Below are 18,629 nucleotides of genomic sequence, written 5' to 3'. Positions count from 1 at the left end.
CAACAGTAGCTGAGGCTCGGTGGTAGAAATTGTGAGTGTTCCCTGCCTGCCAGTAGCATGCGTTACGAGCCTTTCACCACTATTTGGTTATGTATCACCGACTGATTCCCCCTCACTCGCACTCTCTTTGCTCTGAATGAACCGAAGTGCCAGGTAGAGGTCTGGCGCCAGAATCATGTCATCATCATTCATTGTTGGCCGACTGTCTTTAAACCAGCGTGTTAACTCCGTTTTCCTGCCCGCAAGAATTAATTTAATCTGTCGACCTTTCAGATCGCGCTTTAACTCATTAATGGTTGCCAGGACACTGATGTCTGAATAGGTGAAGCAGGCAACGGCATCAATGACCACCCATTTAGGCTGTATGGCTGCTCCATCAACCAGGTTCAATACCCGACGTTTAAAATAAGCCACATTAAAATAGGTCAACGGTGAGTTAAATCGATACATCAGTACGCCCGGGACCATTTTTATATCGGTGGTATTCCCTAACGAGTGAATCATTCCCTCTTCGTCAGTGCCCAGCAGGTGCTCAGAGGGGCGAAATACCGTACGAAGGAACTGCAACAGGCCAAGCAACACTGCAAGGCCGATCCCCTGGATAACGCCGATAATTAACACACAGCCAAACGTGAAGAAGGCCAGGCGAAAGGCCTGTTTATTTCTGCGCCTCAGGTTCCATAGTCCACGTAAATCAATCAATGACCACGATGCATACATTAGAACAATCCCTAACGCAGATACCGGAATGAATTGTAATGGCTGGGTGAAAAATACTACGACGATACCGATGATCAAGGCGGCGACCACGGAAACCAACTGACTTTTCCCCCCAACCGAATCATTCACCGCGGTCCGGGAATCGGCGCCACTGATAGCAAACCCCTGAGATAACCCCGACATAATGTTCGCAATACCCAAAGCCCGGAACTCTGCATCCGCATTAATTTCGTAGCCATTTTTTGCGGCGAAACTGCGGGCGGTCAGCATCAGACTGACAAAACTGACCAACGCCAGGTTCAGCGCAGGGATCACCAAATCACGCATCGGCCCCGGCTGGAACGCCCCCCAGTGAACGACCGGTAAACCAGGCTGGAAGCCCTCTCCCCCAATCGTGGCAATCCCATACTGTTGTGCAGAGGTCACCCATATCAGTGCCGTTGTTATTACAATGGCGATTAAAGGTGCTGGCCACTGGCTGCGATACGTTTTGATCACCATTAAAATAATTAACGTAAAAAGGGATATTCCTACGGTTAATAAATGGCTATCTGAAAGTCGACCTGGCAAGGCGATTATTTTTTCAATAACCTGCGCTTCATCAAGCTTAATCCCCAACACCTTGCCTAATTGCCCGACGATAATCGTCACGGCTACGCCATTAAGTAAACCGGTAAGAATGGGATGAGACAGCAGATCGGCGAGCGCGCCCAGCCGAAATTTACTGGCAAGCAAACACCACCCGCCCATCATCAATGTCATGATGATCGTCAGCTGCCAGTGCAGTTCGGGGTTTCCTGCAGAAAGCGGAAATACGACGGCCGCAATCACCGCGCAGGTTGTGGCATCTGGGCCCACAATAAGCTGGCGTGAAGAGCCAAACAGTGCGTAAGCTATCATCGGTAAAACGCAGGAATAGAGCCCTACAATTGCCCCCACCCCCGCCAGCTCAGCGTAAGCAATCGCAACAGGTAGCGCTACGGCCGCAACGGATAACCCCGCTTTAACATCATGTTTTAGCCAGCTTTTATCGTAGGCCAACAAATTTTGTAGCCCTGGCATGTAGTTTAACAACAGTTTTCCGAACACATTATTCTCCGGACAGGGATATTACTCGCGTCATGTTGGCACATTTCTTAGTGAGGTTCTGGTTTTCAAATGCTCCGGACGGAGGCCGACACTGTTGCGAATCTAATAAAACGTTAACTCTTTTATTATTCTGACTGATGTTAAACGTAGTTCAGATACTGCGGCTTAACCGGGGTTGGTCGTGCCGGATGCCATGATGAAAGCAAGTGATGGAATAAATACAATGGTCATTATCAGTAAGTCTCGTTAATCGCTAATGTTGAATCATTTTGGCATAGATAGCAGGTTGTAACACACCCTGAGATTGAGACAGTCCATCACTCTTCCCGTCACCCAGCAGTACCGCCCCGCCATCTTAACCGGAGCGGCTTATATACGTCGTTATCACATGCTCAAAAACTGTATGTCACCTTCAAACTCCCCGTCGGCGACGTTTTACGATGCACAATCGGGCTATCGCCCGCATCCCCCGTCAGCTGCGTCACGCCCGCAGAGGCAAGCACGCTCCAGCGCGAGGTGAGCTTGTGGGTCCAGTCAAGGTTCATCGACCAGGCATAAATCCCGGCCCCGGCGTCATGTCGGGCAAAGCCCGATGCGGCCGACTGGGCGGCGCTGACCCCATAGTACGTCTGCATATACTTGTCGGATCCCCAACTGCCGGTCACCTCCATCGTCACCTCATTTTTGGGTGAGGTGTAGAACGGGCTGGAAATGCCGAAATGTACCGCTTCACCGTTGTCTCTCTCAGACACCGGAACCTCAGCCTGCAGCTGCAGATTCAGCCAGTCGGTCACCTTGTACCCCAGCCCGGGCACGATGATTGCCGAGCCTTTAATCTCTCCCATCCCTCTCAACTCGTCGCTGCCAGAGCTGATCGAATCGCTGCTCACGTCTTTATCTTTACGGCCCGTTCGATAGCTCAGCGCTGCGCTGTAATCCAGGTTGCCAACATTGTTACCATAACCGATCCCACGCGTGGTGCCGATGAAGAAGCCATTTGCCATGGAATAATCCACTACCTGAGCCGCTGAGACGCGGGTTTTCTCTGAACCCGAGTAGCGCGGCCCCACATCCACGCCGCCCCCCAGGGTTAAGACGTTACCCTGGCGCTGTTCTTCCGCCAGTACAGGCGTAGCCAGTAACGCCAGAACGACGCCCGGCACGAGGGTTTTCAGGCAGCGGCCCGAAAGTAAATGAGGGAACGTATGACGCAGTTCGATATTTCTCATTAAGGAAGTCCTTATGGATGCAAATGATGACGATGCAGGCGGTTAAACGCCGGAACGCCCATTTTGAAGCGTGACCCTAAGGTTCTTATGAGCCGAAAATGAAGAAAGACTGAAGCGCGCGCGGGCGCTGTCATCCGGACAGATTTCCTGCTACCGTTTTTTTCTTAAGAAATTCTTCATTCACGGTTGATACCGTTACCAATGTGAAAATTCTACTTATCGAAGACGACCTGGATCTCGGCAATGGCGTACGTATCGCCCTCTCAGATCAAGGGTTTGACGTCATATGGGTTCGCCGTAAAGAGGATGCGCTGCATCAGCTTGACGTCTGCGTGCCGGAACTTATTTTGCTCGACCTGGGGCTGCCCGACGGCGATGGCATGAGCCTGATGACGCGTTTGCGCCAGCAGCTCAAGGGGATCCCCGTCATCATCCTGACGGCGCGAGGGACATTGCAGGATCGCCTGTGCGGGCTGGATGCCGGCGCGGACGACTATCTCGTCAAACCCTTTATTCTCGCCGAGCTGCTGGCGAGAGTGCGAGCCCTTGCACGGCGCAGCTACGGTTTTGAAAATGAGGCGATAGAAATTCGCGGGCTCTCTCTTCATGTCCCAACGCGTCGCGTGACGGTGAGTGCGCGCCATATCGATTTAACGGCCAGTGAATACGCGCTGCTGGAAACGTTGATGCTGCGCGCGGACCGCGTGCTGACACGGCGGTTTCTGGAAGAAAGGATATTCGGCAACAAAGAGAACCTCAGCAACGCGCTCGACGTGCATATGGGAAATTTGCGGCGGAAAATCGGCGACGGCTATGTGCGAACGGTCCGGGGCGTCGGGTACGTCATTGATACCGTCTCCATTCAAAAGGTGAGCGGTTAATGCAAAACGTCTGGTATCACCTGAGGCGCCCGACGCTGGTGCGCCGAATTATCATCGCCCAGATGCTGCTGCTTACCCTGCTGTGGTGTCTTTTTCTAACCTTCATTCTGTGGGAGGACCTGCGCAGCCCTCCCATCCTCACGGGCAGTAAAACATACGAAACCGTTTTTACCCTGGTTGAGCGTATGGACGGACGTCCGCAGGATCGTACCGCCGTGCTGGAAGCCTTTAGCCAAGCCCTGCGGGAAGGTTACGGCGGAGGGGAAGATCCCGTGCTGTCGATTAACCTCATCGTTCGCAAGAATAATGCCGTTATTTTTGCCTCCGACGGTGCGCCCGCGGGGATAACAAACACCCGGTTCGGAGAACTGGAGCACGTTCAGAGTGGAGATCGTACCTGGACCAGCCGCACCCTTAAATCCCCTCACTCTGACGTGGAGGTCACCCTCTTCACGCCAGCCAGCGGCTGGAACTTCTTTATCTATCTGAACTCTCGCGGGTACTACATCCTGCCACTGCTGGTCTGCTTCCCGTTTCTGCTGTTTCCCGCGTGGCTCTCAATCCGCATTGCGATGCGTCCATGGAATAAGGTGGTCAATGAAATTACGTTACGCACGCCGGACGACCTCTCTCCTTTAAGAGCCGTACCGAAGCACCGGGAGCTTCGACAGATGGTGGACGCGATCAACGACTTCCTTGCCAGGGTGCGTGAAAGCGCGGAAAGGGAGCGGATTTTCATCGCGGATGCCGCGCACGAGCTGCGTACCCCCCTCGCGGCGATGCGCATCAACGTGGAGGCGCTGCAGTCCTGGGTCATCAGCGAGAGCCAGAAGGAGCTGCTTGCGGGCGTGATTCGCAGCAACAGCCGCGCCGCACGCCTCGTCAATCAGCTGCTGCTGATGATGCACAGTGAAGCGCGCATTGATAGGGCTATAGAACCCGTGCCGCTGACAACGCTTATTCAGGAACGAATGGCCGAGCTGGAACCGCTAGCGTCTGCGCGCAAAATTGAGCTGGAATTCTTTGCCGAGGATGACGTCTGGATCCACGGCGTCAGGGAACGCCTGGTGTCGCTGATTGATAATCTCATTGAGAACGCCGTGAAGTACAGCCCCGAGGGCGGGAGGATTCAGGTCGACGTGAGCGCCTGCGATCGCGTCGTTCAGCTGCGCGTCTCCGATGCGGGCCCGGGTATTCCGGATGAGCTGCAGGAGCGCGTGTTCGACCGCTTTTTCCGCGATCCCAATCAGGTGCAGAGCGGCAGCGGGCTGGGGCTTGCCATCGTCAAAGCGGTGGCGCAGCAGCACAATAGCAGCGTAGATCTGGGTTCATCTGCAGAAGGTGGCCTCCTGGTCACGGTTGACTTCCCGAACCGCACGTTTAGCTAAAGCAGAACAGGGGGGTTTGATCGCAAATGCCGCAGATTGCTTCAAAATAATTACCGTATTTGTTATATTGTTGTTTATTGCTTATTCACCTCTGCGGTGCCAAAAAGAACAAGATTCACCGCAACCCAGGACAGAGAAATGTTAGATTACCGCTTCCCGACAGCTTTGCAGATGGTTCTCAGCGTAGCGATGGCGGAGCAATTGGGTGAACGTTCGACGAGCGCGATTCTGGCCTACGGTCTGGAAGCAAACCCGAGCTTCATCCGCAAATTGATGGTTCCGCTGACGCGAGACGGCATTATCGTCTCAACGCTTGGCCGTAACGGCTCCATTCATCTTGGTCGCCCGCCGGAAGAGATCACCCTGCGCGACATCTACCTTTCGGTTATCGAAGATAAAAAACTGTGGGCGTCGCGCCCTGACGTACCGGCCCGCTGCGTGGTCAGCGCTAACGCCTGCTGGTACTTTAAATCGATTTCCGAAGAGGCTGAGCAGGCGTCGTTAGCGGTACTGGAGCGCCATACCGTGGCTAGCGCCCTGGAAGCGGTTAAAAACGCCGACAGCAGCGGATGGGATCCGCTCCCCGACCTCATTGCCCAGTATCAAAAAACGTCATAACGTTTACCTGATGCGAAAAAAAACCGCCTTCACTGTGAAGGCGGTTTTTTATTATCAGCAACGTCCCTACGCGGGCAGCACGTCCCTTTCCTCTTTTTTGCCGCGCGTGACGAACTTACGCAGCGTCACGTAGAACACCGGCGTCAGGAACAGACCAAACAGCGTCACCCCCAGCATACCGGAGAACACCGTGATCCCGGTGACGCCACGTACTTCCGCACCCGCGCCGTGGCCGAGGATCAGCGGAATGGTCCCGGCAATAAAGGCGATGGAGGTCATCACAATCGGGCGTAAACGCAGGCGGCACGCCTCCAGCGCGGCTTCCATAATGCCTTTACCCTGAATTTCCAGCTCGCGGGCAAACTCCACGATAAGAATGGCATTTTTACAGGCCAGCCCCATCAGCACCACCAGCCCCACCTGCACGAAGACGTTGTTATCACCCCCGGTCAGCCAGACGCCAAACAGCGCAGAGAGCAGGGTCATCGGCACGATAAGGATCACCGCCAGCGGCAGCGTCCAGCTTTCATACAGCGCCGCCAGCACCAGGAACGCCAGCAGTACCGCGACCGGGAAGACGATCAGCGCCGTGTTGCCCTGGGTGGCCTGCTGGAAGCTCAGGTCCGTCCATTCGATGTTCATCCCGTTCGGCAGGATCTGCTTAGACATCGCGTCCAGCTGCGTCATCGCCTGCGCTGATGAGAGCACGCGCGGGTCGGCATCGCCAATCAGGTCCGCCGCCGGGTAGCCGTTGTAACGGATCACCGGATCCGGCCCGTAGGTGGTCGTGATGTTCACCATACTGCCAATCGGCACCATTTCGCCCTGGCTGTTACGGGTGCGCAGATTCGCAATATCTTCCACGCTGTCGCGGAACTGCCCGTCGGCCTGCGCCATCACGCGCCAGGTACGCCCGAACTGGTTGAAATCATTGACGTACGACGAGCCCAGATAGGTTTGCAGCGTCCCGAAGAGATCGGTCAGCGACACGCCCTGCGCTTTCGCCTTATCGCGGTCTACCTGCACGTCCAGCTGCGGCACGTTAGCCTGGTAGGTTGAGATCGGGAAATGCATCCCCGGCGTCTGCATAATCGCACCGGACATGGTGTTCACCGCGTTTTGCAGCGCGCCATAGCCCAGACCACCGCGGTCCTGGATGTACAGGGAATAGCCCGACCCCTGACCCAGCCCTAAAATCGGCGGCGGCAGGATGGAGAAACCAAAGCCCTGCTGGATTTGCGCGATTTTCGCGTTAATCTCTGCGTTAATTTCCGCCGCGGAATGTTTACGCTGGTCGAACGGCTTCAGACCGAAGAAGACCGTCCCGGTATTCGGCGTGTTGGTGAACTGCAGCGCATTCAGCCCCGGAAACGCGACCGCATAGTCCACGCCTTCGGTATTCATCCCGATTTCGCTCATTTTGCGGATCACCGCATCGGTGCGGGCCAGCGAAGAGCCTTCCGGCATTTTCACGCCGCCGATCAGGTACAGCTTGTCCTGCGTCGGAATAAACCCGCCGGGCACCGCTTTAAACATGACGCCTGCGGCACAGAGCAGCAGCAGATAAACCACGAATACCGCACCGCGCCGTCCCAGCGTTTTGCCCACCAGCCCCTGATAGCCGTTTGAGCTGCGGAGGAAAAAGCGGTTAAACGGACGGAAAATCCAGCCGAACAGACGATCGATAAGCCGGGTCGGGAAATCTTTCGGCGCGCCGTGGGGCTTTAACAGCAGTGCCGCCAGCGCCGGAGAGAGCGTCAGCGAGTTAATCGCTGAAATCACCGTCGATATCGCGATCGTCACCGCAAACTGCTTGTAGAACTGACCGGTAACGCCCGAGAGAAACGCCATCGGCACAAACACCGCGCACAGCACCAGCGCAATCGCGATAATCGGCCCGGACACTTCACGCATCGCCTGGTGCGCGGCCGCAAGCGGCGCAAGCCCCTCTTCGATATTTCGCTCGACGTTTTCCACCACCACGATGGCGTCGTCCACCACGATACCGATGGCCAGCACCAAGCCGAACAGGCTGAGGGTATTCAGCGAGAAGCCCAGCAGGTAGAGAATGCTGAAAGTACCCACCACCGACACCGGCACCGCGATCAGCGGAATGATCGACGCGCGCCAGGTTTGCAGGAACAGAATCACCACCAGCACGACCAGCACCACCGCTTCCAGCAGGGTTTGCACCACCGCACGGATCGAATCGCGCACGAAGACCGTCGGATCGTAAGGTGCCGCCCACTTCATGTCCGCCGGGAAGCGCGTCGACAGTTCGTCCATTTTCGCGCGCACCGCGTTAGACAGATCGATGGCGTTCGCTCCAGGAGACTGGAAGATACCAATCCCGACCGCGTCTTTATTGTTCAGCTGGGAACGCAGGGCATAGCTCCCGGACCCCATTTCAATCCGCGCCACGTCGCGCAGGCGGACGACCGTACCATCCTGCGTTGTTTTCAGGACAATATTGCCAAACTCTTCTTCGGTATGCAGGCGGCCCTGGGCGTTAATGGAGATCAGAAAGTCGCTCTCTTTCGGCAGCGGCTCGGCGCCAAGCTGACCGGCGGAGACCTGTACGTTTTGCTCCTGCATCGCCGTGACCACGTCCGAGGCGGTCAGCCCGCGCGCCGCCACTTTATTAGGGTCCAGCCAGACGCGCATCGCGTACTCACCGGAGCCGAAAATCTGGATCTGGCCGACGCCGGGCAGGCGCGCCAGCTCATCCTTCACCTTCAGCGTGGCGTAGTTGCGCATATACAGCGAATCGTACTTACCGTTTGGCGAAAACAGATGCACCACCAGCGTCAGCGTGGGCGACTGCTTCTGGGTGGTAATGCCCAGACGCCGCACGTCCTCCGGCAGACGCGCTTCGGCCTGCGCGACGCGGTTCTGCACCTGAACCTGCGCCTGATCCGGGTCAGTCCCCGGACGGAAGGTCACGGTGGTCACCAGCACGCCGTCCGAGCCCGCGACGGATTTCATGTACATCATGTTCTCAACGCCGTTGATCGCCTCTTCCAGCGGCGTCGCCACGGTCTCGGCAATCACTTTCGGGTTGGCGCCCGGGTACTCCGCGCGCACCTGCACGCTTGGCGGCACGACGTCAGGGTATTCGCTCACCGGCAGCAACGGGATGGCGATTAACCCTGTGATAAAAATCAGAATCGACAGGACGGCAGCAAAGATCGGCCTGTCGATAAAAAAGCGGGAAAAGTCCATGGGTTGGATTCTCAGGTCAAGGGATCAGTTGAGGGCGGCGCTGGCGGTCATGGCAACGGTTTTGGCGTTTACCGGCATACCCGGCATAAACACTTTCTGTAAACCCTCGACGATGACTTTGTCACCTGGGTTCAGCCCCTGCCGCACGATGCGTAAACCGTCTGCCAGACGACCCGGCGTAATGTCGCGACGCTGCGCTTTCCCCTCTTTATCGACGATATAGACGTATTTACGATCCTGATCGGTCAGCACCGCCTTGTCGTCGATAAGCGTGGCTTTGAACTCCGCGCTGCCCGGCAGGCGTACGCGGGCAAACAGTCCCGGCGTGAACTGACGCTGTGAGTTATCCAGCAGCGCGCGCATGCGGATGGTCCCGGTGCTCGGCGTGAGCTGGTTATCCAGGAAATCCACTTTGCCCTGATGGGGATAGCCCTCCTCGCCCGTCAGGCCAATCTCAACCGGCAGCGCCGTGTGATTGCTGGACGCCCCCTGCCCGCTGCGGGCCAGGTTTTGATAGTGAAGGTAGGTTGACTCGTCCACGTCAAAGTAGACGTACACCGTCTTCTGCGAGACCAGCGTGGTGAGGACGCTGGCGGAATCGCCCGCAGTCACCAGGTTCCCGCTGGTGATCAGCGCCCGGCTGGCGCGACCATCGATAGGCGCGGTCACTTTGGTGAAGTCCAGGTTGAGCTGGGCTGCGTCAACCGCCGCCTGCGCGGCGCGAATATCGGCCTGCGCCTGAACGGCAGCCGAGCGACGCTGCTCCCACTCTTCCCGTGAGACCAGATGGGTATTGATCAGCTTATCGGTACGGTTAGCCTCACTTTGCGCCAGGCTGGCCTGCGTTTTGGCCCGCGCCAGGTTCGCCTGCGCCTGTTCCAGCGCGGCGCGATAGGTACGGTCATCAATGGTGAACAGCACCTCGCCCTTCTTCACTTCCTGGCCGTCGGTGTAATTCACCTTATCAATGTAGCCGGACACGCGCGGGCGCAGCTGAACGCTCTCCACCGCTTCAATCCGGCCGTTAAAGCTATCCCACTGGCTAATCGATTTCACCACCACGTCAGCGGCACTCACGGCAGGCGCAGGTGGCGCGGCATTTTGCGCGACGCTGTTATCGCATCCGACGAGCAGCACGGAGAGCAACATTGCCCCCAGCGCGCTCAGATGAGAATTACCCCAGGTTTTTTGCAGGCTCATTATTTTTATTCCGATAATTGTCGCCACCGGGCAAGACGCAGCAGGAGGCACCGCGCCACTTCCTTTGTCCGGGGGCTGTCTTAAGGCCATTTGTGTCGTTCATCGCCACAAAACTGTAACAGTTGCGAATACACTATTCGCGGCGATTGTAGGAAGGCGCTTAACTAAGTGCAAGAATAATTGTTGCACTTTATGTGCTATTTGAGTGGATGTGAAAAGACCCGTTTCGGTCAGGGATTTAAATGCAACAATAAAACTTGCAATTACTGCAAAAACGCGCCACCTTTAAATGCAACAGACAAAGATACTTTTTCATCCGCTGCGTGGGGGTAACCAGATGAACACTGGCGCATTTATGCATGATTTACTCGACTGGATCGACAACAACCTGGACAGCCGCCTGGACATTGAGACCGTCGCCAGGCGTTCCGGCTACTCGAAATGGCACCTCCAGCGCCTGTTCAAAGAGCATACGGGCTATCCCCTCGCCGGGTATATTCGCGCGCAAAAGCTGCAAAAATCGGTTGAGCGGTTATCCCACAGCGATGAACCGATTCTGAACGTGGCGATCGCGCTGGGCTTTGACTCCCAGCAGTCCTTCAACCGCAGCTTTAAGCGCCAGTATGGTCAGGCGCCTGGGGCATGGCGACGCAGTATGGTTGGCCCGGAAACACAGCAGCTTCGCCAGTAATGCATATTTTGCTGCAACGTCGATTTGTTGCTGTTATACTGTATATAAATACAGTATAACGAGGTGCACGATGGCTGTTGAAACAAAATTTGTTGTCGTAAGAAAAGGTGAAGAGAAAATGACATTTGCCAGTAAGAAAGAGGCTGACGCTCACGACAAGCTGCTCGATATGGCAGATGCGTTCACCGACTGGCTGTTGCAAAGCGGAATGCAGATGGATGAAACGCAGGCTGAAAATCTTGGCCTGTATCTCGCCGAGCAGAAAGAGACCGTGCTGCATATTCTGCGTACCAGCAAGCTTCCCGATCTCACTGCTGCTGCTGATAAAACAGAATCCGATGCGGCTGACACGAAAAAAATCAGGGCTGTGAAAGCGGCCTGATTGTCAGAAAATCATCACCGTTCTGGAAGCCGTAAGCAGATAACTGCTTACGGCTTTTTGGCTGTCTGTAGTACTCTCCTGCTGATTGATGTTAACGATATCATCGTTTCAAAGCAGGAGATGATGCACTGACATAAAAAAATAGGACGTTAATCAACCTTTCGGGAAGGTGACGTGGGTTCAGTCCTTTTAATATAATTTAGAAATATTCATTTTTGTGATTAGAAATCCATACGAGGCTTGAGTCACGATAGTCGTCGTTAGTGGATGCTATCAGCGAGCATTTATCTGCATTACCATCAGCGGTGTAAGCACAGCTTTGCTTCACCATGAAAGTGATGTCCTCTCTTTTCGACACTAATTCTGAGTCAAGGAATTGCGCACTCCCGGATGGGTAAACGATGCGTTCATCTTTTGGATCTTTGTAGTTTATTATGCGAACGGGGAATTGGCTGTTGTGATATTCATATCGCTCTACAACTTCGCCCGTATCTTTGTCCATTATTTTTTCCAGCAAGCCACGTATATTATAACTGAGTAAGTAATTACCTTTTTCATTCTCAAGCTCAGTAATTTCGCAGCGCTCATTTATTTTTCCGGTAATACGCTGGCCTTTAAGTGACGTCAGTAAGCCATCTTTATTGACCAAATGAAACTCTCGATCATTTGCCTTGTCAACCATGTTGATACTCGTAAAGCATCCGCTGCGATCATATCTAACTTCTGTCATAACCTGAAGTTTACCTGTAACATCCCGCATCCACTGGAGGCTATGTTTTACGTTCCCGGTTGTTGCATCATGATCGAATAAAAGAGCAGCATTTAAGACCGCCGGTTTGAATTGAGTAAATGCCGCGACATCAAATGATAACGTCAATAATAATAGATTTAAAAAAACACCTGCTTTCATAAGTCATCCCTTTATTAATAAAATAGCATTCAACGATGATGTGAATTCGCGCTCTCATATTTTACGAATAATCGAAGCGTTTCCATGACAAACGTTAAGTGTCTGCTTTTTGTTCTAATCAATCGATACAAGGGTCCCTCATTTTTTGTGTGCACTCGCTTTCCGACGGATCTCAATCATCCTGATATACATATCACGCAACTCCTTATTCTGCTTGATGACCATTTCTTTGGGCAAGGATTCTCTCTCACGATTCCATTCATCAACGACACCCTGGCATGTCAGATAAGCGTCATTAACAATATTTTCAGCTGGAATCATCGTGTTGATATAGGGAATGGTATGTTTGTTCAGGCATACAGAGACAGGTTGGCCATAATCATGTTCTTCGGCATGTAGAGTAATAGCAATAAGGAGGATAAACAATGTTAGAAATCTCAACTTCTTTTTCCCCTGATAATACTGTTTCGTCAAATGACTGTCTTCCGGGGAGTTATCGACTTTGTGCAAAAAATCTTTAGTTACCCAAGGAAGTTATTATCCTGCTGTAGTGACTGCTGACACAAAACCTGACAGATGAAGGTTTTAATGACTCGATATCAGTTTAGAAATCGCCCCGTTGAGCTCACCACCCATAGCAGGCGTAACCTTAAAACTATCCGCTTCTATGCTAAACCTTCCAACCACAAAACCTGGTAGCTATACAAACACGCCAGACTGTTAAGTTAATACGCTTTCCCCCTCTCTGAGAAAATACGCATGACCCCACACCCGCTACGCCAGATAATCGAATCCTGCGATCGCGCCATCACCACCAAAAACTATGACGCGCTGATGAAACACTACGCCGAAGACGCGGCTCTGGTGGTTAAGCCCGGCATGACGGTTAAAGGCAAAGAAAACATCCGCAACGCGTTTATTGCCATCTCGGATTATTTCCAGGACCAATTGATTGTGGAACAAGGAGAGATGCAGGTGATCGAAGGCGGTAACAATGCCCTCGTTATCATGGAAACCGTTCTGCGTTTTCCTGATGGTCAGGGTGGAATAACGGAAATGTCGCGCCGCGCGACCTATGTTTTTCGGCAGGAAAGCGACGGTCGCTGGCTTTGTACTATCGACAACTCCTACGGCACGTCGCTTCTGGATTCGGTAAACGCATCACGTTAATCACGCTGTCAAAGGGGCGCTGCCGCCCCTCCACGCCAGCCCCTTAATGCGCAGTAATGCGCGGCTCCTTCACAAACTCAGCCAGCAGCCACACCATATCGTGCAGCAGGCCCGTCAGCTCCTTCACTACGTAAGCGGGCAGCGTTCCCCCCATAACGGCTTGCGTCAGCGCCAGAACATAGTCCACCTGCGTTAAGGTGTCCTGCCAGCAGTCGGGCACGCAGGAGTTGGTTTTCTCACCCATGATCAACTGTTCAATCAGGTATGGCGGAAGATCGGCATCGCAGAGTGCGCGCAGCCTGCGCAGAGCCTCAAGGAGACGCTCGCACAGCGCAGTACGGCTCGCGACATCATCGGTTTCGACCAGCACGCTCACCAGCGCGGCGCAGTTGTCGGCGACGTCAAAGAGATCGGCATCGGCCGGAAGCGGTCGGGAGATAAGTTGCAGAATGACGTTTTCGTCAGATGGAAGGTAAGTCAGGGTTGGGATAGTAGCCATCGTAAGGCATCCTCAGTGTATAAATTGGGTGAACCACCCGATGAGTTCCTACGCTCGAGGGGGTAGCGCTGACAGAGGTAGGAATACCGCCCACAGAGAAAACGGCCAGCCTTGCGGCTGCTCCGTCAGCGCCACCGCAATTTTAACGAGATCGGCGCTGTCGCGACATATAAATATCGCTCTGTAGATGCGGGTTCCTACGCCCGATTGCGGATGTGCCGCAACGCAGGCACTTTACGACCGCGCCCCGTAGAGGAAAAGACATCACGCTGAATTTCATAAGGTTACTTTTCGGTTTGCGAGGCGCCTTCCAGAATGACAACGCTGCCCTAAATTTTAAGGGTATCAATCACCGCTCTCGCTGGGCTTTGACTCCCGGCATTCCTTCAACCGCAGCTTTAAGCGTCAGTATGGTCAGGCGCCTGGGGCATGGCGGCGGAGTATTGGCTGTCGTGAAACGTTAACCGAACGTTTTTAGGATCAACGAACTTACCGTCGACGGTAACATAGGCGCTATTCACCACTTCTCCACTTTCTTTGTCTGTTAAGGCAATATGCGGTGCGTCGTGCAGTATGTTTTTATGACCCCACTCCATCAAAGAGAAAAGAATCGGCGCAAGGCTGCGGCTTTTGGCGGTAAGAACATACTCATACCGTTCACGCGCCCCTTCTTCCTGATAAGGGATTTTGCAAAGCAGGCCGAGTTCAGTCATTTTTTTTAACCGGTTCGCCAGCGTCTGCCGGGTGATTTTTGTATGATCCCGTATCGTTTCAAAGCGTGTTACCCCATAAAACGCCTCTCTCAGAATCAACAAAACCCATTGATCGCCAAGAAGCTCAGCGGCCGCCGCTAACCCACAAAGCTCAGGTAATAAGTACGGTAATGATTTATTTTTTGACATCTCTTCGTTTGCCTCGTAACCTGAGTATGATTTAAAGACTCAGTTATTTAAGGAGAATACAATGCCCTTCGTAAATGTGCAAACCATTAAAGGAATGATGAATTCGGAGCAAAAAAAAGAACTGCTACGTCGTATGACTGATCTTATTGTTGAAATTGAGGGAAACGGCGATCCTGAATTCCGGCGCTCAGTATGGATCCGTATTGACGAGCATGAACCGGAACAGTGGAGTCTTGGGGGAATACAGCCCACATCTGAAATGATTGCTGCAAAATTTGCCTCACCACAGCGGTCCTGATTTATTTTTAGTCATAGCTCACCGGCGGGCAGTTTGAATGTCCGCTCTCGTGATGTTATGCCGCCCTAAATTTTCAGCGTATCGATCACAGCCCTCAGGGCAGGCGACACGTTGCGGTGCGGATAATAGAGATACAACCCGTCCATGCGCAGGCTATAGCGCTGTAACACCCGGATAAGCGTTCCGCGCTCCAGATCGTCAGACACCAGCTCCACCGGGACATAGGCCAGCCCAAGCCCCAGCCGGGCGGCCTCGGCTTCCATGTAGCTGTCAGACAGCGCCCATTGCCCCTCTGGCCGATGGGTGATTTTTTTCCCGTCCTGCACCAGTTCCCACTGATAGTCACTACCGTCAGCAAACTGGTAGGCAATGCAGGGATGAGCCACTAAATCGGCTGGCGTCTGCGGAAAACCGTAGCGTCTGAAGTGTTCCGGGGCAGCCACCGCGGCCATTTCCATATCAGGCGTGATACGCACGGCAATCATTCCCTGCCCCACTTCCGGCCCCAGTCTGACACCCGCATCGAACCGCTCGGCGATAATGTCGACGAAGCGGCTTTCATTAATCAGTTCCAGCCTGATGTCTGGGTAACGCTGTTTAAAAATGGCGAGCTTTGGCAGCAGACATTTATCGATAGCGTGCTGGCTGGCATTAATACGCACCGTGCCGGACGGCGTCTGACGATAGTGTGCCAGGGTCGCCAGACCCGTATCGAGCGTATCGAATGCAGACTCGGCGGTCTGATAAAGCTGTTCCCCGGCATGGGTGAGCGAGAGCTTGCGCGTGGTGCGGACCAGAAGTTGAACGCCCAATCGCTCTTCCAGCTCGCGAACCGAGCGGCTGATCCCGGATTGCGCCAGCCCAAGCCGAAGCGCGGCCGCCGTGAAGCTCCCCTCCCGTACCACCTGCATGAACAGGTACAGCTCATTATAGTTTTCCCGTTTCGCCATCATCCCCACCCATTTATAACAATATGATATGAATCCTAGCAGCTTTCGCCCTCTAATCAGCACTATTTCTGCTAACTATAATGACCGCAACACAACAACCCAGGGTTCATTTCTATGAAAACATTTACCCAAAAACTGTCCGTTGCGATGCTGCTATGTGCATCATTAAGTGGAGTGACAACAATGAGTTATGCAGAAACCACCAACCCAAACGCGCCTGTTTCGATGGTGAGCACATGGGATAAAACCTTTGCCGAAAGTGACAAAGTCGATCACCGTAAGGTGTCCTTCCAGAACCGATACGGGATCACTTTGGTAGGCGATCTGTATCTTCCCAAAAACCGCGGCGACCGCAAGCTGGCGGCGATTGCGGTCAGCGGGCCATTTGGCGCGGTCAAAGAGCAGTCCAGCGGCCTGTATGCGCAAACCCTGGCAGAAAATGGGTTTGTGACCCTGGCGTTCGATCCGTCCTATACGGGCGAAAGCGGTGGCCAGCCGCGCAACGTAGCGTCTCCGGATATCAACACCGAAGACTTTAGCGCGGCGGTGGACTTCCTCGGTTTGCAGAAAGAGGTTGATCGTAACCGCATTGGTATTCTCGGCATCTGCGGCTGGGGCGGTATGGCGCTCAACGCAGCATCCATGGACACCCGCGTGAAGGCGGTCGCCACCAGCGTGATGTATGACATGAGCCGGGCGATGGGCCACGGCGTGGGCGACGGGAAAGATCGCTATTCAACGTCTGACCGCCGTGCCGTTCTGCAGTATCTGAACGCACAGCGCTGGAAAGATGCTGAGAACGGTACCTTCGCGCACGGCGGCCATGACATTTATGTCGATGAGAACGGCAAGGTGACGGCAGCTGAACGTATTCTGCCGGAGGCGTTACCTGACAACCCGAATCCGGTACTCAAAGAGTTCTTTGACTACTACCGTATGCCGCGCGGCTTCCATGCGCGCTCCGTCAACTCCACCGGCGCGTGGACCGCGACCACGCCATTATCATTTATGAATATGCCGCTGCTGAGCTACGGCAGGGAAATTACTATCCCAACGCTTATCGTAACCGGTGAAAAGGCACACTCCCGCTACTTTGCGGAAGATGCGTTTAAAGCGGTCGGCAGCAAGCAGAAGGAACTGGTGATTGTTCCGGGCGCAAACCATGTCGATCTCTACGATAATGCTGCCGGGAAGATCCCGTTCGGCCAGTTTGAGCAGTTCTTCAAAACCAACCTGAAATAAACCTCTACGCCACCCGCCCTATACGGGTGGCTCTTTGTGAAATCTGACTATGTCTACACTGAGCCGCACCACATCACAGAACACAGAGCATGCACACTGGAGTGGCGTTTTTGCCATGACCCTGTGCGTATTTGTCTTGATTGCCTCGGAATTTATGCCCGTCAGCCTGCTTACTCCCCTTGCCAGAGATTTGGGCGTTACGGAGGGTCTCGCTGGCCAGGGGATCGCGATTTCCGGCGCGCTGGCGGTGCTGACCAGCCTCTTCCTTTCCCGGCTTGCCGGGAATATAAACCGCAAACACCTTCTTCTGGGCATGACGCTCCTGATGGCGCTCTCGGGGATGATTATCGCTTTCGCCCCAAACTATCTGGTTTACATGACAGGCCGCGCGCTGATCGGTATCGCTATAGGCGGGTTCTGGTCCATGTCTGCCGCAACGGCCATTCGCCTTGTTCCGCCGCATAAGGTTGCGCGCGCGCTGGCCATTTTCAACGGCGGTAACGCGCTGGCAACGGTGGTGGCCGCCCCGCTTGGCAGCTATCTTGGGGCCACTATTGGCTGGCGCGGCGCATTTCTTTGTCTGGTGCCCGTGGCGATAGTCGCGTTCATCTGGCAGTGTTTAAGCCTGCCTGACATGAACGCGCGTAAAAACGGTACATCACGAGGAAGTGTTTTTCGGTTATTCCGCCAGCCTGCCGTTTCCGTTGGTCTGCTGGCCTGCGGCCTGTTCTTTATGGGGCAGTTTGCGCTGTTTACCTATCTGCGCCCGTTCCTTGAAACCGTCACCCGTGTGAGCGGAGCCGGGCTGTCGCTAATTTTGCTCACCATAGGCGTTGCAGGTTTTGTGGGCACCCTTTTCGTTGCCCTGGTGCTTAATGCCGCGTTTTACATAACGCTGATCGCGATCCCTCTACTGATGGCGGCCATCGCAGTCGCGTTGATTCTCGCCGGGCATAACGTGTGGATTGTGGCCCTGCTGTCAGGCCTATGGGGGATGCTGGCAACATCAGCGCCGACGGGGTGGTGGACGTGGATTGCGCGAACGCTGCCGAAGGATGCTGAAGCAGGCGGTGGACTGATGGTCGCGGTGATCCAGCTCGCCATTGCGCTCGGCTCAACGGCGGGCGGTATAGCCTTCGATCGTTATAGCTGGCAGAGCTCGTTTGCATTGAGTGGCATAGTGCTCCTCTTTGCGGCAGCGCTAACGTTTCTGCTTTCGCGTCTTCACAAATAACGCG

The 18,629-nt window shown here is 54.3% G+C and carries 18 protein-coding genes; 9 read left to right on the top strand and 9 right to left on the bottom strand.

From position 1 onward, the window contains the following. Positions 1 to 87 precede the first annotated feature (87 nt). Together ACEPLT_RS10055 and ACEPLT_RS10050 are read right to left on the bottom strand one after the other, a co-directional pair. Positions 88 to 1,809, bottom strand: a complete 1,722-nt coding sequence (locus ACEPLT_RS10055; protein ID WP_032674681.1) for a SulP family inorganic anion transporter — start codon at positions 1,807 to 1,809, stop codon at positions 88 to 90. A gap of 392 nt (positions 1,810 to 2,201) precedes the next feature. After that, positions 2,202 to 3,038: a MipA/OmpV family protein gene (locus ACEPLT_RS10050; RefSeq protein WP_232928854.1), complete on the bottom strand. Its 837-nt coding sequence runs from the start codon at positions 3,036 to 3,038 to the stop codon at positions 2,202 to 2,204. A 203-nt stretch (positions 3,039 to 3,241) separates the two neighbouring features. Here ACEPLT_RS10050 and ACEPLT_RS10045 point away from each other — a divergent pair, with 203 nt between their 5' ends. The 3 genes from ACEPLT_RS10045 (at position 3,242) to ACEPLT_RS10035 (ending at position 5,925) form a co-directional block, all read left to right on the top strand. Then, complete coding sequence (locus ACEPLT_RS10045) at positions 3,242 to 3,919, top strand: response regulator (RefSeq protein WP_021241213.1); 678 nt, start codon at positions 3,242 to 3,244, stop codon at positions 3,917 to 3,919. Further along, on the top strand, positions 3,919 to 5,307 hold the full coding sequence (locus tag ACEPLT_RS10040; RefSeq protein WP_447088373.1) for a sensor histidine kinase: 1,389 nt from the start codon (positions 3,919 to 3,921) through the stop codon (positions 5,305 to 5,307). Before ACEPLT_RS10045 ends, ACEPLT_RS10040 begins: the two co-directional genes overlap by 1 nt. 138 nt (positions 5,308 to 5,445) lie before the next feature. After that, positions 5,446 to 5,925: an RrF2 family transcriptional regulator gene (locus ACEPLT_RS10035; protein WP_008502426.1), complete on the top strand. Its 480-nt coding sequence runs from the start codon at positions 5,446 to 5,448 to the stop codon at positions 5,923 to 5,925. A 66-nt stretch (positions 5,926 to 5,991) separates the two neighbouring features. Here ACEPLT_RS10035 and oqxB read toward each other — a convergent pair whose 3' ends face one another. Continuing rightward, positions 5,992 to 9,147 (bottom strand): multidrug efflux RND transporter permease subunit OqxB, encoded by a 3,156-nt coding sequence (oqxB, locus tag ACEPLT_RS10030; RefSeq protein WP_023344024.1) that lies wholly within the window; start codon positions 9,145 to 9,147, stop codon positions 5,992 to 5,994. A gap of 24 nt (positions 9,148 to 9,171) precedes the next feature. Further along, complete coding sequence (locus ACEPLT_RS10025; RefSeq protein WP_248248824.1) at positions 9,172 to 10,347, bottom strand: efflux RND transporter periplasmic adaptor subunit; 1,176 nt, start codon at positions 10,345 to 10,347, stop codon at positions 9,172 to 9,174. A 337-nt stretch (positions 10,348 to 10,684) separates the two neighbouring features. On the opposite strand from ACEPLT_RS10025, the gene ACEPLT_RS10020 reads away from it, so the two are divergent. Both ACEPLT_RS10020 and ACEPLT_RS10015 read left to right on the top strand, forming a co-directional pair. Then, positions 10,685 to 11,038, top strand: coding sequence for a helix-turn-helix domain-containing protein (locus tag ACEPLT_RS10020; RefSeq protein ID WP_028015790.1), 354 nt, complete (start codon positions 10,685 to 10,687; stop codon positions 11,036 to 11,038). 70 nt (positions 11,039 to 11,108) lie between these two features. Further along, positions 11,109 to 11,420, top strand: coding sequence for a YebG family protein (locus tag ACEPLT_RS10015; protein WP_232928848.1), 312 nt, complete (start codon positions 11,109 to 11,111; stop codon positions 11,418 to 11,420). 199 nt (positions 11,421 to 11,619) lie between these two features. Here the strand turns inward: ACEPLT_RS10015 and ACEPLT_RS10010 are convergent, their stop codons facing one another. Together ACEPLT_RS10010 and ACEPLT_RS10005 are read right to left on the bottom strand one after the other, a co-directional pair. Further along, on the bottom strand, positions 11,620 to 12,330 hold the full coding sequence (locus ACEPLT_RS10010; protein WP_008502431.1) for a YnfC family lipoprotein: 711 nt from the start codon (positions 12,328 to 12,330) through the stop codon (positions 11,620 to 11,622). Between the two features lie 138 nt (positions 12,331 to 12,468). Next, entirely contained in the window at positions 12,469 to 12,840 is a 372-nt protein-coding gene (locus ACEPLT_RS10005) for a hypothetical protein (RefSeq protein WP_248255518.1), read from the bottom strand. A 249-nt stretch (positions 12,841 to 13,089) separates the two neighbouring features. Between ACEPLT_RS10005 and ACEPLT_RS10000 the strand changes: the two genes are divergently transcribed. Next, entirely contained in the window at positions 13,090 to 13,500 is a 411-nt protein-coding gene (locus ACEPLT_RS10000) for a YybH family protein (RefSeq protein WP_248213830.1), read from the top strand. A 43-nt stretch (positions 13,501 to 13,543) separates the two neighbouring features. Here the strand turns inward: ACEPLT_RS10000 and ACEPLT_RS09995 are convergent, their stop codons facing one another. Together ACEPLT_RS09995 and ACEPLT_RS09990 are read right to left on the bottom strand one after the other, a co-directional pair. Beyond that, entirely contained in the window at positions 13,544 to 13,999 is a 456-nt protein-coding gene (locus ACEPLT_RS09995) for a hypothetical protein (RefSeq protein ID WP_232928842.1), read from the bottom strand. Positions 14,000 to 14,397: 398 nt separating this feature from the next. Next, on the bottom strand, positions 14,398 to 14,901 hold the full coding sequence (locus ACEPLT_RS09990; RefSeq protein ID WP_023292571.1) for a winged helix-turn-helix transcriptional regulator: 504 nt from the start codon (positions 14,899 to 14,901) through the stop codon (positions 14,398 to 14,400). Positions 14,902 to 14,962: 61 nt separating this feature from the next. On the opposite strand from ACEPLT_RS09990, the gene ACEPLT_RS09985 reads away from it, so the two are divergent. After that, positions 14,963 to 15,199 carry a tautomerase family protein gene (locus ACEPLT_RS09985; protein ID WP_021241201.1) on the top strand — a complete coding sequence of 79 codons (237 nt, stop codon included), beginning with the start codon at positions 14,963 to 14,965 and terminating at the stop codon, positions 15,197 to 15,199. A gap of 65 nt (positions 15,200 to 15,264) precedes the next feature. Here the strand turns inward: ACEPLT_RS09985 and ACEPLT_RS09980 are convergent, their stop codons facing one another. Next, entirely contained in the window at positions 15,265 to 16,149 is an 885-nt protein-coding gene (locus ACEPLT_RS09980; RefSeq protein ID WP_032663615.1) for a LysR family transcriptional regulator, read from the bottom strand. Positions 16,150 to 16,263: 114 nt separating this feature from the next. Between ACEPLT_RS09980 and ACEPLT_RS09975 the strand changes: the two genes are divergently transcribed. Both ACEPLT_RS09975 and ACEPLT_RS09970 read left to right on the top strand, forming a co-directional pair. Beyond that, the gene (locus ACEPLT_RS09975) at positions 16,264 to 17,391 is read left to right on the top strand and encodes an alpha/beta hydrolase (protein ID WP_032637711.1); all 1,128 of its coding nucleotides are present in this window, start codon (positions 16,264 to 16,266) and stop codon (positions 17,389 to 17,391) included. 49 nt (positions 17,392 to 17,440) lie between these two features. Further along, positions 17,441 to 18,625: an MFS transporter gene (locus ACEPLT_RS09970; protein ID WP_044596706.1), complete on the top strand. Its 1,185-nt coding sequence runs from the start codon at positions 17,441 to 17,443 to the stop codon at positions 18,623 to 18,625. Positions 18,626 to 18,629: the final 4 nt, after the last annotated feature.

It is taken from the genome of Enterobacter sp. fkY84-1, assembly GCF_052974705.1.
Note: the sequence above shows the minus strand (reverse complement) of the source record. Positions and strands in the feature narration are given on the sequence as shown.